Source organism: Streptomyces glaucosporus (assembly GCF_039533345.1).
In the GTDB taxonomy this organism is placed as follows: Bacteria; Actinomycetota; Actinomycetes; order Streptomycetales; family Streptomycetaceae; genus Streptomyces; species Streptomyces glaucosporus.
This window is the reverse complement of the sequence record NZ_BAAATJ010000007.1, coordinates 33,701-50,266: the sequence shown is the minus strand read 5'-3', so window position 1 is coordinate 50,266 and position 16,566 is coordinate 33,701. Positions and strand designations below refer to the sequence as shown.

At 72.5% G+C, this 16,566-nt stretch carries 17 protein-coding genes; 15 read left to right on the top strand and 2 right to left on the bottom strand.

Annotated features, from left to right (window positions below):
• Positions 1-16 precede the first annotated feature (16 nt).
• The 8 genes from ABD358_RS10445 to ABD358_RS10410 all read left to right on the top strand — a co-directional run bounded on the left by ABD358_RS10445 (position 17) and on the right by ABD358_RS10410 (position 7,334).
• Positions 17-1,066 carry a response regulator gene (locus ABD358_RS10445; RefSeq protein WP_344630629.1) on the top strand — a complete coding sequence of 350 codons (1,050 nt, stop codon included), beginning with the start codon at positions 17-19 and terminating at the stop codon, positions 1,064-1,066.
• Positions 1,067-1,287: 221 nt separating this feature from the next.
• On the top strand, positions 1,288-1,533 hold the full coding sequence (locus ABD358_RS10440) for a hypothetical protein (RefSeq protein ID WP_344630628.1): 246 nt from the start codon (positions 1,288-1,290) through the stop codon (positions 1,531-1,533).
• A 5-nt stretch (positions 1,534-1,538) separates the two neighbouring features.
• Positions 1,539-2,195 carry a pilus assembly protein TadG-related protein gene (locus ABD358_RS10435; RefSeq protein ID WP_344630627.1) on the top strand — a complete coding sequence of 219 codons (657 nt, stop codon included), beginning with the start codon at positions 1,539-1,541 and terminating at the stop codon, positions 2,193-2,195.
• A 30-nt stretch (positions 2,196-2,225) separates the two neighbouring features.
• A complete protein-coding gene (locus ABD358_RS10430) occupies positions 2,226-2,813 on the top strand; it encodes a hypothetical protein (protein ID WP_344630626.1) in 588 nt (195 codons plus the stop codon).
• A gap of 10 nt (positions 2,814-2,823) precedes the next feature.
• Positions 2,824-3,468 carry an OmpA family protein gene (locus ABD358_RS10425; protein ID WP_344630625.1) on the top strand — a complete coding sequence of 215 codons (645 nt, stop codon included), beginning with the start codon at positions 2,824-2,826 and terminating at the stop codon, positions 3,466-3,468.
• 123 nt (positions 3,469-3,591) lie between these two features.
• The gene (locus tag ABD358_RS10420; protein WP_344630624.1) at positions 3,592-4,371 is read left to right on the top strand and encodes a hypothetical protein; all 780 of its coding nucleotides are present in this window, start codon (positions 3,592-3,594) and stop codon (positions 4,369-4,371) included.
• Positions 4,372-4,485: 114 nt separating this feature from the next.
• Positions 4,486-6,594, top strand: coding sequence for a Tox-REase-5 domain-containing protein (locus ABD358_RS10415; RefSeq protein ID WP_344630623.1), 2,109 nt, complete (start codon positions 4,486-4,488; stop codon positions 6,592-6,594).
• A gap of 11 nt (positions 6,595-6,605) precedes the next feature.
• On the top strand, positions 6,606-7,334 hold the full coding sequence (locus ABD358_RS10410) for a hypothetical protein (protein WP_344630622.1): 729 nt from the start codon (positions 6,606-6,608) through the stop codon (positions 7,332-7,334).
• A 75-nt stretch (positions 7,335-7,409) separates the two neighbouring features.
• Here the strand turns inward: ABD358_RS10410 and ABD358_RS10405 are convergent, their stop codons facing one another.
• Positions 7,410-7,763 (bottom strand): DUF192 domain-containing protein, encoded by a 354-nt coding sequence (locus ABD358_RS10405; RefSeq protein WP_344630621.1) that lies wholly within the window; start codon positions 7,761-7,763, stop codon positions 7,410-7,412.
• A gap of 153 nt (positions 7,764-7,916) precedes the next feature.
• Between ABD358_RS10405 and ABD358_RS10400 the strand changes: the two genes are divergently transcribed.
• Complete coding sequence (locus tag ABD358_RS10400) at positions 7,917-8,651, top strand: prepilin peptidase (protein WP_344630620.1); 735 nt, start codon at positions 7,917-7,919, stop codon at positions 8,649-8,651.
• 135 nt (positions 8,652-8,786) lie between these two features.
• Here ABD358_RS10400 and mgrA read toward each other — a convergent pair whose 3' ends face one another.
• The gene (mgrA, locus tag ABD358_RS10395) at positions 8,787-9,830 is read right to left on the bottom strand and encodes an L-glyceraldehyde 3-phosphate reductase (protein ID WP_344630761.1); all 1,044 of its coding nucleotides are present in this window, start codon (positions 9,828-9,830) and stop codon (positions 8,787-8,789) included.
• Positions 9,831-9,956: 126 nt separating this feature from the next.
• Between mgrA and ABD358_RS10390 the strand changes: the two genes are divergently transcribed.
• From ABD358_RS10390 to ABD358_RS10365, 6 genes are all read left to right on the top strand, one after another.
• Positions 9,957-10,757 carry an isoprenyl transferase gene (locus tag ABD358_RS10390; protein ID WP_344630760.1) on the top strand — a complete coding sequence of 267 codons (801 nt, stop codon included), beginning with the start codon at positions 9,957-9,959 and terminating at the stop codon, positions 10,755-10,757.
• Between the two features lie 304 nt (positions 10,758-11,061).
• On the top strand, positions 11,062-12,399 hold the full coding sequence (phoH2, locus tag ABD358_RS10385; protein ID WP_344630619.1) for an RNA 5'-3' helicase PhoH2: 1,338 nt from the start codon (positions 11,062-11,064) through the stop codon (positions 12,397-12,399).
• 413 nt (positions 12,400-12,812) lie between these two features.
• On the top strand, positions 12,813-13,508 hold the full coding sequence (locus ABD358_RS10380; protein WP_344630618.1) for an aggregation-promoting factor C-terminal-like domain-containing protein: 696 nt from the start codon (positions 12,813-12,815) through the stop codon (positions 13,506-13,508).
• A 196-nt stretch (positions 13,509-13,704) separates the two neighbouring features.
• Positions 13,705-15,036, top strand: coding sequence for an AI-2E family transporter (locus ABD358_RS10375; protein ID WP_344630617.1), 1,332 nt, complete (start codon positions 13,705-13,707; stop codon positions 15,034-15,036).
• A gap of 205 nt (positions 15,037-15,241) precedes the next feature.
• The gene (locus ABD358_RS10370) at positions 15,242-16,186 is read left to right on the top strand and encodes an SPFH domain-containing protein (RefSeq protein ID WP_344630616.1); all 945 of its coding nucleotides are present in this window, start codon (positions 15,242-15,244) and stop codon (positions 16,184-16,186) included.
• The gene (locus ABD358_RS10365) at positions 16,183-16,449 is read left to right on the top strand and encodes a type II toxin-antitoxin system antitoxin (RefSeq protein ID WP_425576291.1); all 267 of its coding nucleotides are present in this window, start codon (positions 16,183-16,185) and stop codon (positions 16,447-16,449) included. Before ABD358_RS10370 ends, ABD358_RS10365 begins: the two co-directional genes overlap by 4 nt.
• Positions 16,450-16,566: the final 117 nt, after the last annotated feature.

Genomic DNA, 16,566 nt, shown 5'->3' with positions numbered 1-16,566 from the left:
GAGAGGAGGCCGCACGATGCCGGACGACGTCTCCCGCGCTCCGGGACGGCACCACTCCGCGTCCCAGTACAGCGCGGACCCCCGACAGGGGCACGCACCGGACCGTGTCCCCCCACCTCCGCCGCCGACCGACCCCCTGCCGCCGATGCCCCCGCCGGCGGCGGCCGCACCCCTGCGCGTCGTCGTGGCCGACGACAACCCGGTCGTGCGGGCGGGACTGACCGTCCTGCTCCAGGGGCGCGACGACATCCGGGTGGTCGCCGAGGCGGCCGACGGCCGCGAGGCCTGCGAGGCCACCTGGCGGCACCGGCCCGACGTGGTGCTCCTGGACGTCCGGATGCCGGGCGTCGACGGCATCTCGGCGCTGCCCCACCTGGTCCGTATGGCGCCCGTGCTGATGCTGACCTACAGCCGCGAGAGCGAGGTCGTCCACGAGGCGCTGAGGCTGGGGGCGGGGGGCTACCTGGTCCACGGCGAGTTCACCGCCGACCAGCTGGTCTCGGCGGTCCGCGACACCAGGGAGGGCCGGGCCCATTTCACGTCCACGGCCTCCACCGCGCTCCTGGCCAGCCTGCGCGGCACGGCGGCCGCTCCGGGGCGGCCGCTGCCCGACGGTCTCGGTACGGCGCCCACGGGTGCGGGCCACCTGTCCACGGGGCCGGGGCAACAGAGTGCACTCGCACATGGCGGCCCGGAGCAAAGTGCCCATCTGTGGCCAAGCCGCCGGTATACGAGGGGGGAAGACGTGGTTTCGAATGCGTCATATTCCTCTCCAGATGCTTCGCAGGAGCAATCTCTTGTGGCACAGTCTGATGCTGTCCCGGGCATGTCCAGGGCGGAGCGGTTCGGGCTGAGCGCCAGGGAGGCGGAGGTGATGGAGCTGATCGCGTCCGGCATGGCCAATCCGCAGATCGCCGCCGCCTGCTTCATCAGCGAGAAGACGGTCAAGAACCACATCAACCGGATCTTCGCCAAGCTGCATGCCGCCAGCCGCAGCGAGGCCATCGCGGTCTGGTTGGGCACGGCACGCACCGGTATCGGAAGGGGGAGGACCGGTCATGGCTGACGAGGAGACGGCACCGGGGGCCCGCCGGGGAGCGGAGGGGGCCCAGAGGCGCCTTTGGGCCCGCCGTTGGGCCCTGGGACCCTCCACCCCCACCCCTCCCGCGGCATACGTTCCCGGTGTCGTGAGCGGGACCGGCGGGGACGGAGCCGGAAGCGCGGGCGACCACACGGAGACCTGTGCGCCGGCCGACGGGCGGTCGGCCGAATTCGGAGGGGACCGAGATGAACGACAGGATGCTGCAGGCCTACGCCGCCACCCGGGTCCACGCCGGCCACTGGGCGAAGACCGGCATCGAGAAGTTCCGGAAGCGTTACGCCCACCCGTTCGACCGCGGTCAGACCGCGCTGGAGTACCTGGGCATCATCATGGTGGTCGTCGTGATCATCGGTGCGATCGTCGGTACCGGCATCGGTGGCAAGATCACGCAGAAGATCAACGAGCAGGTCGACAAGATCAAGGCCGGCTGACCGCATTGCGGCACCGCTCGTCGGAGGACCGAGGGCAGGCTTTCCCCATCTACATCGTGGTGGTGGCGAGCCTGCTCTTCCTCGCGTTCGCCTTCTTCGCCGTGGGCCAGGCGGCGGCCACCCGCAACGGCGCCCAGGGCGCCGCGGACGCCGCGGCCCTCGCGGCGGCGCAGGACGCCCGGGACCAGCTCGGCCGTGGTCTGCTCGCCGCCCTCCTCGACCCCGACCAGTGGGAGGACCTGCTCAGCGGCAGCCGGTTCGGCACCGCCGGCGGCTGTGAGGAGGCGGAGCGGTTCGCGGACCGGAACCGGTCGGACGTGGTGAGCTGCGACCGGGCCTCCTTTCCCCACAACGGCTTCACCGTGAAGGTCAGGACGCGCTACACCGTCGGCGCGTCGGTGATCCCCGGTACCGACGAGGAGCACGGGGAGGCGACCGCGACGGCGGTCGTCGAGCCCCGCTGCGAGCTCGGGCCCGAAGAGCCGGGCGAGGAGCCGGAAGTCCCCGAGGAACCCGGTGATCCGGGTGAGGACGAGGACGAGGGCGGGAAAGTGGCGCCCATCGAGCTGACGTGTGACGGCCTGGACCTGACCATCGACCCGTCCGATCCCGACCCGCTGCCCGGGCTGGAAAGGCTCTTCACCGTCCGTCTTGCGGACTGACAGCGAACGACGAGTAAAGGAAGAACTTCCATGAGCATTCGGCGCACCGTGAAGGCCCGCAGGGGGGCGGCCGCAGCACTGATGGCTGTGACGCTCGCCCTTGCCGCGACGGCCTGCGGCGGCGGTGACGAGGACAAGACGAGCTCCGGCTCGTCGTCGCAGCCCAGCCCGGAGAACAAGGAGGGCGGGGACAAGCCGGACACCGGTCCCGACACCAACCAGAAGATCGCCGAGGTCGAGGGCAGGGACGGCATGGTGCTCACCCTCTACAGCGCCAAGCGGGACTCGGGCGGCTTCGTCACCGTCAACGGCCAGGTGAAGAACACCGGAGACAAGGCCTACTACGCGACGACGGAGTGGCGGGGCACCGAAACGGAACTGCAGGGGGGCGGCCAGTCCGTCGGCGGTGCAACGCTGATCGACAAGGCGGACAAGAAGCGGTACTACGTGTTGCGGGACACCGAGGGCCGTTGCCTTTGCACCTCGGGGTTCACCCAGGTGGACGCGGGCAAGGAAATGGCCATCTTCATGCAGTTCCCGGCACCGCCCGAGGACAGCAACGAGGTCGACTTCCAGTTGCCGTCCTTTCCGTCCGTGACGATTCAGATCACCCAGTGAGCGAGTGGCGATGAACGACAACCGAACGCGTATCGTGCCCTCGCGCCTCGCCGTCACCACACTCGCCGTCGCCGTACTCGTCGGCGGTGCCCACACCCTGTCGGTCACCAGTGCCCGTGCCGAAGACGGGCCGAGTCGGCCCCCCGGCACCGAAACCACGCCGGAGCCGCCCGAGATCGACGGCAACGACCCCGACCTGAAGATGGTCGACGGGGCCACCCTCGCCGAGCCCAAGGTCCTCGACATCAAGTTCGTCGTCGAGGACCAGGGAGGCGAGGAACGCCGCGAGGACACCAACTCGCAGGTGAAGTTCGCCCTCCAGGCCGAGGTGCTCTTCGGCAAGGACAGCGCCAAGCTCAACGCCGAGGCGAACGGCCGCATCAAGGCCATCGCCGAGGAGATCGGAAAGCAGGGCGCCACGGAGGTGAACGTCTTCGGCTTCACCGACAACCTCGGCTCGTACGAGCACGGCCAGGTCCTGTCCAAGCGGCGCGCCGAGGCCGTCCACAGGCAGTTGCTGAAGGACCTCGACGCCGGTATCACCTTCAACATCCGCGGTTACAGCGAGGACTACCCGATCGCGGACAACTCCACGGAGGAGGGCCGCAGGAAGAACCGCCGGGTGGAGGTCTCCTTCCCCCGGGGAGAGGAGTAGGCCGCCGGCGGCCTGCGGGACTCTCCGGCGGGCCGGCCGGCGGGAAGCGCCGGCCGGCCCGCCGTCCGACGACACCACACCACGGGCGCGGCAGACGCCCATGCGCACAGGAGCACCGCCACCATGAAGACTCGTGCAACCCGCCTCCTCCCCGCGGCCGCCGCCGTTCTGGCGCTGGGCTTCGCCTCGGCCTGCGGCGGCTCCGGACCGGCGGACGGGGAAGGGGCGAGGGAAGCGGAGAAGGGCGGGACCTCCTCGGCGCCCGCGGACCGGTCCGCCGCCCCCTCCCCGGTCCGTACGGAACCGGCCGCGCCCGCGAACCTCCTGTCCCGGGCGGAACTGGAGAAGGCGGCGCTGAAGACGGCGGACGTCTCCGGGTACACCGTCAAGACGCCGTCGGAGGAGGAGCTGTCGGGGGCGGGGCAGGAGAAGGCCGAGCGGGCCGAGTGCCGGCCGATCGCCTCGGTGATCGGGGGCGCACCGCGGCCCGAGCCGGCCGAGATGATCCACCGGCAGTTCATCAGCACCTCCGACGACGAGGAGGACGGCGGGCTGATCCTCTTCGAGATGCTCGCCGCGTACGAGCAGGAGGACGCGAACAGCCTGATGGAGGGGCTGCGCAAGGCGGTCAAGGCGTGTGCGGGCGGCTTCACCACCAAGACCGGCGATGGCACCGGCAAGTACTCCGCCGTCAGGGAGCTCGCCGCTCCCACCGGCGCCGACGACGCCCTGGCCTACCAGGTGGTCGGCGACATGGAGGGCGACGAGGTGCCGCTGCTGTTCAAGGTGGTCCGCTCGGGCTCCACCGTGGCGTTCTTCTACTCGATGAACCTGACGGACTTCGCCGCGCCCGAGATTCCGCAGTCGGTGGTCGCGGCCCAGATCGAGAAGCTGGAGCGGTAGGGAACCGGAGGCGGGGAGCCGGCCGGCGCGGCCCGGGGGCGGCGGGGGAGTTGGGTCCGGAAGTGGGCCCACGGGCCCATGCGGTCCGGGCGGCCGCTCCATAGCCTCGCCGGCATGTCCGGACTCATACCCGCGGTGGGCCGCATCCGCCGGCACGACGGCCGTGTGCCGATGCCGAGCGCCGTCGTCGCGGCCAGACTCGTGCTCTTCGCGCTCCTCGGCCTGTCGGCCGCCGACGCGCTGGACGGCGCGCCCGGCCGCTGGGCGGCGGTGTGCGCCCTGGCCCCGGGGGTGATCGGGGCGCTGCTGGCCGGGGGGATGCGGGTGGCCGGTCGCCGGGCGTGGGCGAGCGCGTACCCCGTCCAGGGCTGGGTGCTGGTCCAGGCGTTGCAGAACACGCGGGACGGCGTGTGGTGGGGGTCCGTCCACCTCGTCCTGCCGCTGCTGGCGGTGGTGCTGCTCTCGGCGCCGAGCGCCAGGGCGTGGTTCGCCCTGGCCCGGGAGCGCAGGGCCCCGCGGGAGCCGGTCTCCCCGGTCCGCGTGCTCGGGCTGCGGCATCCGGAGGCCGGGCAGACGGCGGCGGAGTACGTCGGGCTGGTCGCGGTGGTGGTCGTGATCGTCGGCGCCCTGGTGGCGACGGGGATCGGCACCGAGATCACCGGGAAGATCAACGAGCAGATCTGCAGGGTGACCGGCGGCGGGGACTGCGGCGGGGAGGAGACGGTCGCCGACGGCCCCACCGGCCCCGACGGCCCCGGTGACGACCCGGGCGGCGGACCCGGCCCCGACGGCACCGGCGGTGGCGACGACTACCCCGGTGACGATCCCGACGCGGACCAGGCCGCCGCGGACGAGCCCTACCCGGAGGGCGAGCAGACCGAGTCCCCGGAGGAGAGGGAGTACCAGGACGCCCTGAAGGAGGTCCAGGACCTCGAGAAGGCGCTCCAGGGTGACAAGGACAAGGCGAGGGAGGCGGCGGAGGAGCTGGCCAAGATCCTCGCCGAGGAGCTGGGCATCACCGACGCGCTGGACTGCATCACCGAGGGCGACGGGGCGGCGTGCACGGAGACGCTGATCAACGTGCTGACGTCGCTGATCGGCGGTGCGGTGGGGAAGCTGGCGGCGAAGTACGGGGCGCCGTGGAAGTGGAAGAGGGCCGTCGAGCTCGTCAAGAAGATCAAGAAGCACGGCGGCGACCTCTACGACGGCCTCACGGGCATGGTCGACAAGTCGGGGAAGCTCCGGAAGGCCCGGGAGCGGCTCGGGAAGGCCGAGGACGCCTGCGAGCACAGCTTCCTGCCGGGCACCCCCGTCCTGCTGGCGGACGGCCGGCGGACCGCGATCGAGGACGTGCGGGCGGGCGACCTGGTCACGGTCACCGACCCGTACCGCGGGCTGACCACGGCCCGGCCCGTCGCCGGCACCATCACCACCGAGAACGACAAGCACTTCACCCGGCTGACGGTGCTGGTGGACGGCCGCCCGGTGACGGTGACGGCCACCGACACCCACCCGTTCTGGCTGGCGGACGAGGCGCGTTGGGCCGACGCCGGCGACATCCGTCCGGGCGACGAGCTCCGGACCCCCGAGGGCGCCTCCCTGCGGGTGACGGACGTCGACCGCTACGAGCGGCGGCAGCGCACCCACGACCTGTCCGTCGAGGGCATCCACACCTACTACGTGGAGGTGGGCGGTTCCGCGGTCCTCGTCCACAACTGCCCGGCCAAGAAGCCCGAGGCCAAGAAGCCCGACGACTTCAAGAAGTGGCCGAAGCCCTCCTGGTACAAGGACCTGAAGAACCCCAGGCTCGGCTCCAAGGACAAGGGCGACGGCAAGTGGGGCTCCAGGAAGCGCCCCGCGAACTCCGCGGCCGCGGAGCGGTGGATCCGGTACCAGGAGCAGGTCTCCAAGGTGAAGCGGGGCAAGGAGTACCTCGTCAGGAACCCCAAGGGCGGCCGGGACATCGAGTTCGACGGCTGGGACTCCGATCGCCGGACGTACCTGGAGGCCAAGTTCGGTTACGGGAAGCACGTGACGGACGGCGAGCTGTCCCAGGACGTCGCGGACCGGTGGGTCAAGCAGGCGACCGCCCAGGTCGACGCCGCCGGCGGGAAGCCCGTGGAGTGGCACTTCTCCAACAAGAACGTGGCCGACGCCGCGAGGGAGGCGTTCGAGGACGCGGGCGTTAACGTGAAGGTCGTCCACACGCCCGTGCAGAAATAGGACCGGGAATCATGATCAATCTCACGGTACGGGGCTTCTGGGGGCCGCGGGAGGAGACTCCGCGCGAGCTGGCCGACCGCTGGCTCGACTTCCTCGGACGGCTGCGGGAGCTCGACGGGGAGGTCTTCTCGGACTGGCGGGAGGTCGCGGAGGCCGGCGCCGAGGCCCCGCCGGTCGCGCTCGACCCGGAGGGGTTCGCGGAGTACATCGTCCGCCACGACCCGGATCCCGGCGCCTACCCGGTCGGCTACCGGACCGGCCTGTGGACGCGGCGGGCCGGAGGACCGAAGGTCGAGATCGGGGCCACGGCGGGCGGAGTCGCCGGCGGCGTCCCGCAGAGCGTGGTGCTGAAGATGCGCTCCAAGGAGGCGGACGCGGACGACCCGCTGGTCGGCCGGCTGCCGCACGCGCTGACCGCCCTCGCCGGGGCCTGGGACGTCGACTGGGGCGACTTCGCCGACCGTGCCCTGATGTCCGCCGTCAGGGAGGCGTTCGACCTGGACAACTCCAGCCCCCGGTGCGGCCGGGCCGTCCACCTCTCCGCCGGCCGCGCGGCGCTCGTCCCCGACGACCTGCCGGGCAGACGGCTGCCGGTGGCGCACGGCGGCGTGGTCATCGACCTCTCCGGCCCGGAGGGCGAGGCCCCCGGGACGGAACTGGTGCTCGCGGTGAACGAGGCCCTGCGGAAGACCGGGGCGCTGGCCCCCCTGCCCACTCCCATGGACCGGGCGAAGCTCTGAGAAGCCCCCGGGCCCCGGGCCCCCGGGCCCCGGCGGCGGACTCCCGGGCCGGGCGCACAGGGGCGCGGGCGGCGCTCACGCCTCCAGCGTGATCCGCGCACCCGGCCGCAGCCCCCAGCGCGCCATGGCGCCCGCCTCGGCCTCCAGCACGTGGCGGGCGCGCGGCCGCGGGAGGCCGAGACGTCCGGGCCTCATCGTCCGCACGGCCAGGACGGTCAGCCGGCGGTCGAGGTAGGCGACGTCGATCGGGAACCGCATCCGGAAGGTGTGCACACCGCTCGCAGGGGTCAGCAGGATCGCCCCGTCGATGCCGTCGCGCCCCAGCAGGCCGCGGGTGCGGGCCCGGTAGGACGCGGCGATCTCCACCGGGACACCCGCCGGGGCGCCCGCGACGCGGAGCGTTCCCCTGCCGTCCTGCCAGCGACCCATGCCCGGCCCCCCGTGTCGCGCCGTCCGTCGGTGTGGTTGCGCAGCGCCGTTCTACCAGACGGACCGGAAGGAGCGGGCGCGGAACGGGAGATGGGCCCCGCCGTGGGCCCTGGGGCCCATGCCCGGCCCGGCCGTCCGCCCTACGCTCGCGGCGTGCTCCTCACGCTGACCGCACTCGCCGCCGTCTACGGTGCCGCCGCCGGGCTGCTCCTGCCGCGCGCCGCCTACCGGCTCGCCGTCGAGCCGGGAGCGCGGTGGCGCGCGCACTGCCCCGCCGGACACGTCCTGCCGGGATGGCTGGGACCCGCCCGGTGCGGCGCGTGCGGAAGCGGCCGGGACGGGCGGTACGGGCCGGGCGCCGCGCCGGCGGCCACGGCCACGGCGGTGGCGTGCGCGCTCGTGGCGGCGGCCGTCGGAGTGCGGCCGGAGCTGGCGGTGTGGCTGCTGCTGGTGCCCTGCGCGGTGCTGCTGGCGGTCGTGGACCGCCGGGTCCACCGGCTGCCGGACGTGGTGACGCTCCCGCTCGCCGCGGGCAGCGCCGCCCTGCTCGGGGTCGCCGCGCTGCTGCCCGGGGCGGGCGGCAGCTGGGTGCGGGCCCTGCTGGGCGGGGCGGCGCTGGGCGGGGCGTACCTGGTGCTGTTCCTGATCAATCCGCGCGGCATGGGCTTCGGGGACGTCAAGCTGGCGATCCCGGTGGGGGTAGCCCTTGGGTGGTACGGCTGGGACGTGCTCCTGGGCGGGGCGTTCGCGGGCTTCCTGTTCGGCGCGGTCTACGGGATGTCGCTGGTCGTGGCGCGGCGGGCGAGCCGCAAGGCGGCCATGCCGTTCGGTCCGTTCATGGTGGCGGGCGCCCTCGTGGGGCTGCTGCTGGGGGGACTGACCGTGTGAACCGGCCTGTCGGTGCGCGGGGCACACCGCGGCAGGGGCTATGGTGGAATCCCCCCCCTCGGGCCGGTCCGTATCCCCCCCACGGACCGGCCCGCTTCCTTTCCGGCGCCCGGACCCGCCCCGCGCCCGCCCGGCTCAGCCCTCGCTGCTGAGGGCCCAGATGTTCACCCCGGGCGCCGAGACCGCGTAGGAGTCGATCTCCGCCAGCTCCTCGTCGGTCAGCTCCGGGCCGTCGAGCGCGGCCACGTTCGCCTCCAGCTGGGCGACGCTGCTGGCGCCGATCAGCGCCGACGTCATCCGCGGGTCCCGCAGCACCCAGGTCAGCGCGAGCTGGGCCAGGGACTGGCCGCGGCGTTCGGCGACGGCGTTCAGTCCGCGCAGCCTCCCGACCAGTTCGTCGGTGAGCAGGCCCGGGTCCAGGGAGGAGCCCCGGGCGGCGCGGGATCCCTCCGGGATGCCGCTCAGGTACTTGTCGGTGAGCAGGCCCTGGGCGAGGGGGGCGAAGCAGATGCAGCCCATGCCCTCCTCCTCCAGCGTGTCCAGGAGCCCGTCCTCCTCCGTCCAGCGGTTGATCATGGAGTAGGACGGCTGGTGGATCAGCGGCCGGACGCCCATGTCGCGCAGGATGCGCGCGGCCTCGCGGGTGCGCCGCGCGCTGTAGGAGGAGACGCCGGCGTAGAGGGCCTTGCCCTGGTGGACGGCGGACGCCAGCGCGCCCATCGTCTCCTCCAGCGGGGTCTCGGGGTCGAAGCGGTGCGAGTAGAAGACGTCGACGTACTCCAGTCCCATCCGCCGCAGCGAGGCGTCCAGGGACGACAGCAGGTACTTCCGCGACCCCCACTCGCCGTAGGGGCCGGGGCGCATGAGGTAGCCCGCCTTGGTGGAGACGACGATCTCGTCGCGGTAGGGACGGAAGTCCTCCGCGAGGATCCGGCCGAAGTTGGCCTCGGCCGCCCCGGGCGGCGGGCCGTAGTTGTTGGCCAGGTCGAAGTGGGTGATCCCCAGGTCGAAGGCGCGGCGCAGGATCGCCCGCTGGGTCTCCAGGGGCCGGTCGTCGCCGAAGTTGTGCCACAGGCCCAGGGAGATCTCCGGGAGCCTCAGGCCGCTGCGGCCGGTGCGCCGGTACCGCATGGCGCCGTAGCGGGAGGCGGCGGCGGGGCGGGGGTGTGAGGGGTTCATGGCGTTCATGGGGTGCGTGCGCTCCTGCCTACTACCGTTCTGTGACGTTCCCGGTTCGTGCGGCCGTACGAAAGCGCAGTAAGGTGCTAAACGCTCGGGACCGGCATGGAGGGGCTGAACGAACCGATGCTGCAATCTTCCCGGGGACGGACCCGGTGGTACCCCCGGTGGCTGCGCCGGCTGGTCTACAGGCTCTACGCCCACCGGGTCGAGGGCCGGCTGGACCATGAGCAGGTGCCCAAGCACATCGGCGTCATCCTCGACGGCAACCGCCGCTGGGCGCGCGCCGCGGGCGGCACGACGGAGCAGGGCCACCAGGCGGGCGCGGAGAAGATCCGGGAGCTGCTGGGCTGGTGCGCCGAGACGGACGTCGAGGTGGTCACGCTGTGGCTGCTGTCCACGGACAACCTCAGCCGGCCCGCCGAGGAGCTCGGCCCGCTGCTGGGCATCATCGAGGACGCGGTGCGGGACCTGGCCGCCGACGGCCGCTGGCGGGTGCACCACGTCGGCACCCTGGACCTGCTGCCCGACCGCACCCAGCGGGTCCTGAAGGAGGCCGAGGAGTCCACCCGGGACAACACGGGGATACTCGTCAACGTCGCCGTCGGCTACGGCGGCCGGCAGGAGATCGTCGACGCCGTGCGTTCCCTGCTCGCCGAGCGGGCCGCGCGGGGCACGACGCTGGAGGAGCTGGCGGAGACCCTCGACCTGGAGGACATCGCCGAGCACCTGTACACGCGCGGCCAGCCCGACCCTGACCTGGTGATCCGCACCAGCGGCGAGCAGCGCCTGTCGGGCTTCATGCTCTGGCAGAGCGCGCACTCGGAGTACTACTTCTGCGACGTGTTCTGGCCCGCCTTCCGGAAGGTGGACTTCCTGCGCGCGCTGCGGGACTACGCGGCGCGCCACCGCCGCTACGGAACCTGAGGCGCTCCGGACCCCCTCCCGCGCTCTTCCGCGCCCCCGGTTCCCTCCCGGTCGCCGTCTGTTCATCCGACCTACGGCATATGCCATTGCATGGTGGCGGTGCGGGAAGGGAATACCCCCAGCAGGCCGGCTCCCGGTCCAGGGAGGCGGCCCCGGGAGGCCCTTTGCACACCACGGACGACCGTGCGCAGCCGCACGGAGTACGCGGAGGGCCGGTGCCCGGCCCGTGCACGGGGCCGGAGCCCGGCCGCATCCCCCGCGACGCCGTCGCACCCCGATCTCTTCCGAGGGGGTAGGTCCATCCGTGGTGACCAGCACCAAGCGCCGAGACCACGACCGGCGCACCTACGTCATCGACACCAGCGTCCTGCTCGCCGACCCGGCGGCCATGACCCGCTTCGACGAGCACGAGGTCGTGCTTCCGGTGGTCGTGGTCACGGAGTTGGAGGCCAAGCGCCACCACCCGGAACTGGGCTACTTCGCCCGCCAGGCCCTGAGGCGGCTGGACGAGTACCGCGTCCTGCACGGACGGCTGGACGCGCCGATCCCGATCGGAGACCTGGGCGGCACGCTCAGGGTCGAGCTGAACCACTCCGACCCGGCCGTCCTGCCCTCCACCATGCGCGGGGACCACGGCAGGCCGATCGACAACGACTCGCGCATCCTGGCGGTGGCCAGGAACCTCCAGGCCGAGGGGTACGACGTCACGGTCGTCTCCAAGGACCTGCCGCTGCGCATCAAGGCGTCGTCCGTGGGGCTCCTGGCCGAGGAGTACCGGGCCGAGCTGGCCGTCACCGAGTCCGGCTGGACGGGCATGGCCGAACTGACGCTCGCCGCCGAGGACGTGGACGAGCTGTACGCGGCGGAGAGCGTGTACGTGCCCGAGGCCGCGGAACTGCCCGTGCACACCGGACTCGTCCTGCACTCCGAGAGAGGCAGAGCCCTCGGGAGAGTGACGCCCGAGGGCCGGATCGGACTGGTGCGCGGGGACCGCGAGGCGTTCGGCGTCCACGGACGCAGCGCCGAACAGCGCATCGCGCTGGACCTGCTGCTCGACCCGGAGGTCGGCATCGTCTCGATGGGCGGCCGGGCCGGGACGGGCAAGTCGGCGCTGGCGCTCTGCGCCGGCCTGGAGGCGGTGCTGGAGAGGCGGCAGCACAGCAAGGTGATGGTGTTCCGGCCGCTGTACGCGGTCGGCGGCCAGGACCTGGGCTACCTGCCGGGCACCGCCGACGAGAAGATGAACCCCTGGGCGCAGGCCGTCTTCGACACCCTCTCGGCGGTGACGACGCGTGAGGTCGTCGAGGAGATCGTGGCCCGCGGCATGCTGGAGGTCCTGCCGCTCACCCACATCCGCGGCCGCTCGCTCCACGACGCGTTCGTGATCGTCGACGAGGCCCAGTCGCTGGAGCGGAACGTCCTGCTGACGGTGCTGTCGCGCATCGGGCAGAACTCCCGGGTCGTCCTCACCCACGACGTGGCCCAGCGCGACAACCTGCGCGTCGGGCGGTACGACGGGGTGGCCGCCGTGGTCGAACGGCTCAAGGGGCACCCGCTCTTCGCGCACATCACCCTCACCCGGTCCGAGCGGTCGCCGATCGCGGCACTGGTGACCGAGATGCTGGAGGACGGGCCGGCCTAGAGCGCGCCCGGGCCGTATTCGCCCCGGTTCGGGGCTGATTGGGAAGGGCCCCGCGCGGCGGAACGCAGAAGCGTAGCCGTGCGGGGCCCTTCCGCGCGCGGTTTTCCGGGGAATCGGAGGGCCGGAGGAGGTGTGAGGTTTCCCACGTGTCACGGAATTGCATCTGTCGTTTCTTTTCCGGCAGGGTGTGGGTCCTGTCAGGCCCCGCGTACGGCACAGCCGCGCCACCCGGTGCGGACCCACAAGTCAACAGCAGCGAGCCGTACGCCGCCCGAAGCACCACGCGGGATCCCTCCCCCCGGAGGGACCCGGCCGGGCCAGCGCCTCCCGTGACCAGCACGTGGGGAGGCCCGTGTCAGGGGCACGAGCGCGCCCGCGAGGTCACCTGAGCGGGCAGTGTGGAAGGAAACCGTGTGACTCGGATCTCGGTCCGGGGATTCGCCGTGGCGTCTGCCACCGCGGTCACCACCGTCGGCGCCGTCGTCGGTGTGGCCTCGGGCAACGAGCAGGGCACGACCGAGCCGGTCGAGGCCACTGCCGCGGACGCGACGCTCCTCGCAGACATACCCGCCGGCCAGCAGGCCCAGGTACAGACCGCTTCCCTCACACAGCAGGCGGACAACGCCGCAGTCGCCGCGGACGCGGCGGCGAAGAAGGCCGCGGCGGAAGCCGCGCGCATCCAGGCCGCCAAGGACGCGCAGGACAAGAGGGAGGCGGCGGAGAAGGCCGCCAAGGATGCCGCGAAGAAGCGCCAGCAGGCGCAGCAGGCCGCCAGCCGCTCGGCCGAGCGCACCGACATCGCGGTGCAGAGCTCGTACACGGTCGCCCAGATCAAGGCGATGGCCCAGCAGATCGTGGGCGCGGGCCAGTTCCAGTGCTTCTCCAACATCGTCGAGCGCGAGAGCGGCTGGAACTACCGGGCGCAGAACCCGTCCTCGGGCGCTTACGGCCTCGTCCAGGCGCTTCCGGGGTCGAAGATGGCCTCCGCCGGGGCCGACTGGCGGACCAACCCCGCCACCCAGATCAAGTGGGGCCTGAACTACATGAACGACCGCTACGGCAGCCCGTGCGGCGCCTGGCAGTTCTGGCAGGCCAACCACTGGTACTGAGTCCGGGCCCACCCGCTCCGGAACGAAACCCCCCGTCCGGCGGACGGGGGGTTTGGCATGCCGGGAAAGAAGCAACCCTTTACCCGGGCGGAGTCGTCCCACGACAGGGCGGACGGTGCGGCATATGCGCCGATCGGTCCGGGCCGGACGCCATACTGGGACCGGCCGAGCGGAAACGGGGGGCGGAGGAAGCGGCATGTCGAGACTTCAGAGGCTGAGGGTGAGCGTGTCGCGCCTCGCCGAGCAGGTCACCGAACGCCGGGAGCGGGCCGGGAGAGGGGCGGAGGACGCCGCACCGCCGTCCCCGCCCGCCGCGCCGGTCGTGGTGAGCCCGCCGGACGGACCGCCCCCGCCCGCGTCCATGGTGCCGTGGGGGGTCAGGGTGGCCGCCGAGGTGGGGTGGCGGCTGCTGATCCTGGCGGGGGTCATATACGTACTGGTCAAGGTGATCAGCGCCTTCAGCCTGCTCGTCCTGGCCTTCGCCATCGGCCTGCTGATCACCGCGCTGCTCCAGCCGACGGTCGCCCGCCTGCGCAGGCTGGGGATAGGGCGCGGACTGGCCACGATGATCACCTTCGTCACCGGCGTGGCGGCGATCGGGCTGGTCGGCTGGTTCGTGGTCTGGCAGGTGATGGAGAACCTCGACGACCTCACCAAGCAGGTCCAGGGCGGCATCGAGGAGCTGAAGACCTGGCTGCTCAACAGCCCCTTCCACGTCACCGAGGAGCAGATCAACAACGTCGCCGACAGCCTGAACGACTGGATCGGCAGCAACAGCCAGGAGATCACCAGCGCCGGCTGGCAGGGCGTGACCGTCGTGGTGGAGTTCTTCTCCGGCGCGCTCCTGGCGCTGTTCGTGTCGATCTTCCTGCTCTACGACGGCCGGCGCGTGTGGAACTGGACGCTCAACTTCGTGCCGCAGGTGGCGCGCGGCGGTGTCGCGGGCGCCGGTCCGATGGCCTGGGCGACGCTCACCAGCTATGTGCGCGGCACGGTGATCGTGGCCTTCATCGACGCGTTCTTCATCGGCATCGGCATCTACTTCCTCGACGTGCCGATGGCGGTGCCGCTGGCCGTCTTCATCTTCCTGTTCTCCTTCATCCCGATCGTCGGCGCCTTCGCCTCCGGGACGCTGGCCGTCCTCGTGGCGTTCGTCGCCCAGGGCATGGTCACCGCGCTGCTCGTGCTCGCGGTGGTGCTGGCCGTGCAGCAGCTGGAGGGCCATGTGCTCCAGCCGCTCATCCTCGGCAGGCTGGTGAGCGTCCACCCCCTGGGCGTGGTGCTGGCGGTGACCGGCGGAAGTCTCATCGCGGGCATCCCCGGCGCGGTCACGGCGGTCCCGGTGGTGGCGGTGCTCAACACCGTGGTCACCTACCTGCGGAAGTACGCGGCGGAGAACGCGCTGCACGGCGGCGCCGTCCCGCACGGCGCCACCGCGGAGGCGGCCGCGGGGCCGTCCGGGACGGGCGCCCCGAAGGCCGGACCGGACGGCCCCGCGCGGGGCGCCGCGGACGGCCCGGGGCAGTAGGGCGCTCCGCGGCCGCCCGCCGGACGACGGCACGCCAGACCCCGCCATCGGCGGGGTCCCCGCCGTTTCGGGGCGTCCCGTCCCCGCAGGAGGGACCACACCGGTTCCGCGCCGGTTCCTCTCCGGTGGGGGGCTTCCGCGGCCGTCCTCCGTCACGTTAAAGTGATATCACTTTGCTAGACTCTCGACAGAACGGGGGACTGTCATGTCCGTTGAGACCAAGTCCGTCGCCGGGGACCTGCCCGAGATGCCGGCGCCCCGGGTGCGCGAGGTGCCCGCGCACTCCGTCCCGGGCGGACTCGCCCTGCTGCTCGGCCTGCTGGGGACGCTGGCCGGGATCGGCGGCACCGTCGCCGGGGCGGGGCTCGCCTCCGGGGGAGCGGGCGCCGGCGGAGCGGCGCTGATAGTCCTCGGAGTGCTGCTGGTGATCGGCTCGGTCTTCGCGATGGCCGGGCTCAACATGGTCGCGCCCGGCGAGGCCCGGGTCGTCCAGCTCTTCGGGCGCTACACCGGCACCGTGCGCAAGGACGGCCTGCGCTGGGTCAACCCGCTGACCACCCGCAAGAAGATCTCCACGCGGGTGCGCAACCACGAGACGGCCGTGCTCAAGGTCAACGACGCCTACGGCAACCCGGTGGAACTGGCGGCCGTCGTCGTCTGGCAGGTGGAGGACACCGCCCAGGCCGTCTTCGAGGTGGACGACTTCGTGGAGTTCGTCTCCACGCAGACCGAGGCCGCCGTGCGGCACATCGCCATCGAGTACCCCTACGACGCCCACGACGAGGACGGCCTGTCGCTGCGGGGCAACGCCGAGGAGATCACCGAGAAGCTCGCCGCCGAGCTGACCGCCCGGGTGCGGGCGGCGGGCGTGCGGATCATCGAGTCGCGCTTCACGCACCTGGCCTACGCCCCCGAGATCGCCGCCGCGATGCTCCAGCGCCAGCAGGCGGGCGCGGTGGTCGCCGCGCGCCGGGCGATCGTGGAGGGCGCCTGCGGCATGGTCGAGGACGCCGTCGCCCGGATCGCCGCGCAGGACTTCGTCGAGCTGGACGAGGAGCGCAAGGCCGCCATGGTCAGCAATCTGCTGGTGGTGCTCTGCGGCGACCGCTCCCCGCAGCCGGTTCTCAACGCGGGGTCGCTGTACCAGTGACCGAGCAGCCCCAGCGGCCCCCCGGGGAGGAGGGCCCCGAACGGGAACGGCGGCAGCGGCGCCCGCGCGAGCGCAAGCAGGTGCTGCTGCGGCTGGACCCCGCCGTCCACGACGCCCTCGCCAGGTGGGCCGCGGACGAACTGCGCAGCACCAACGCCCAGATCGACTACCTGCTGCGCAGGGCGCTGACCGAGGCCGGACGCATGCCGGGGGACGCCCGTCCCCACCCCCGCCGGGGCCGCCCGCCGCGCACGGGGGACTGACCCCGGCGGGCCCGGCCGGCCCGGCGGAACGGCGGCGCGGCAGGGAGCGGACGAGCGGGGCGGATGCGCGCACCACGTGTATACATCGCGTGTATACACGTGGTGTACAGTCGTCGG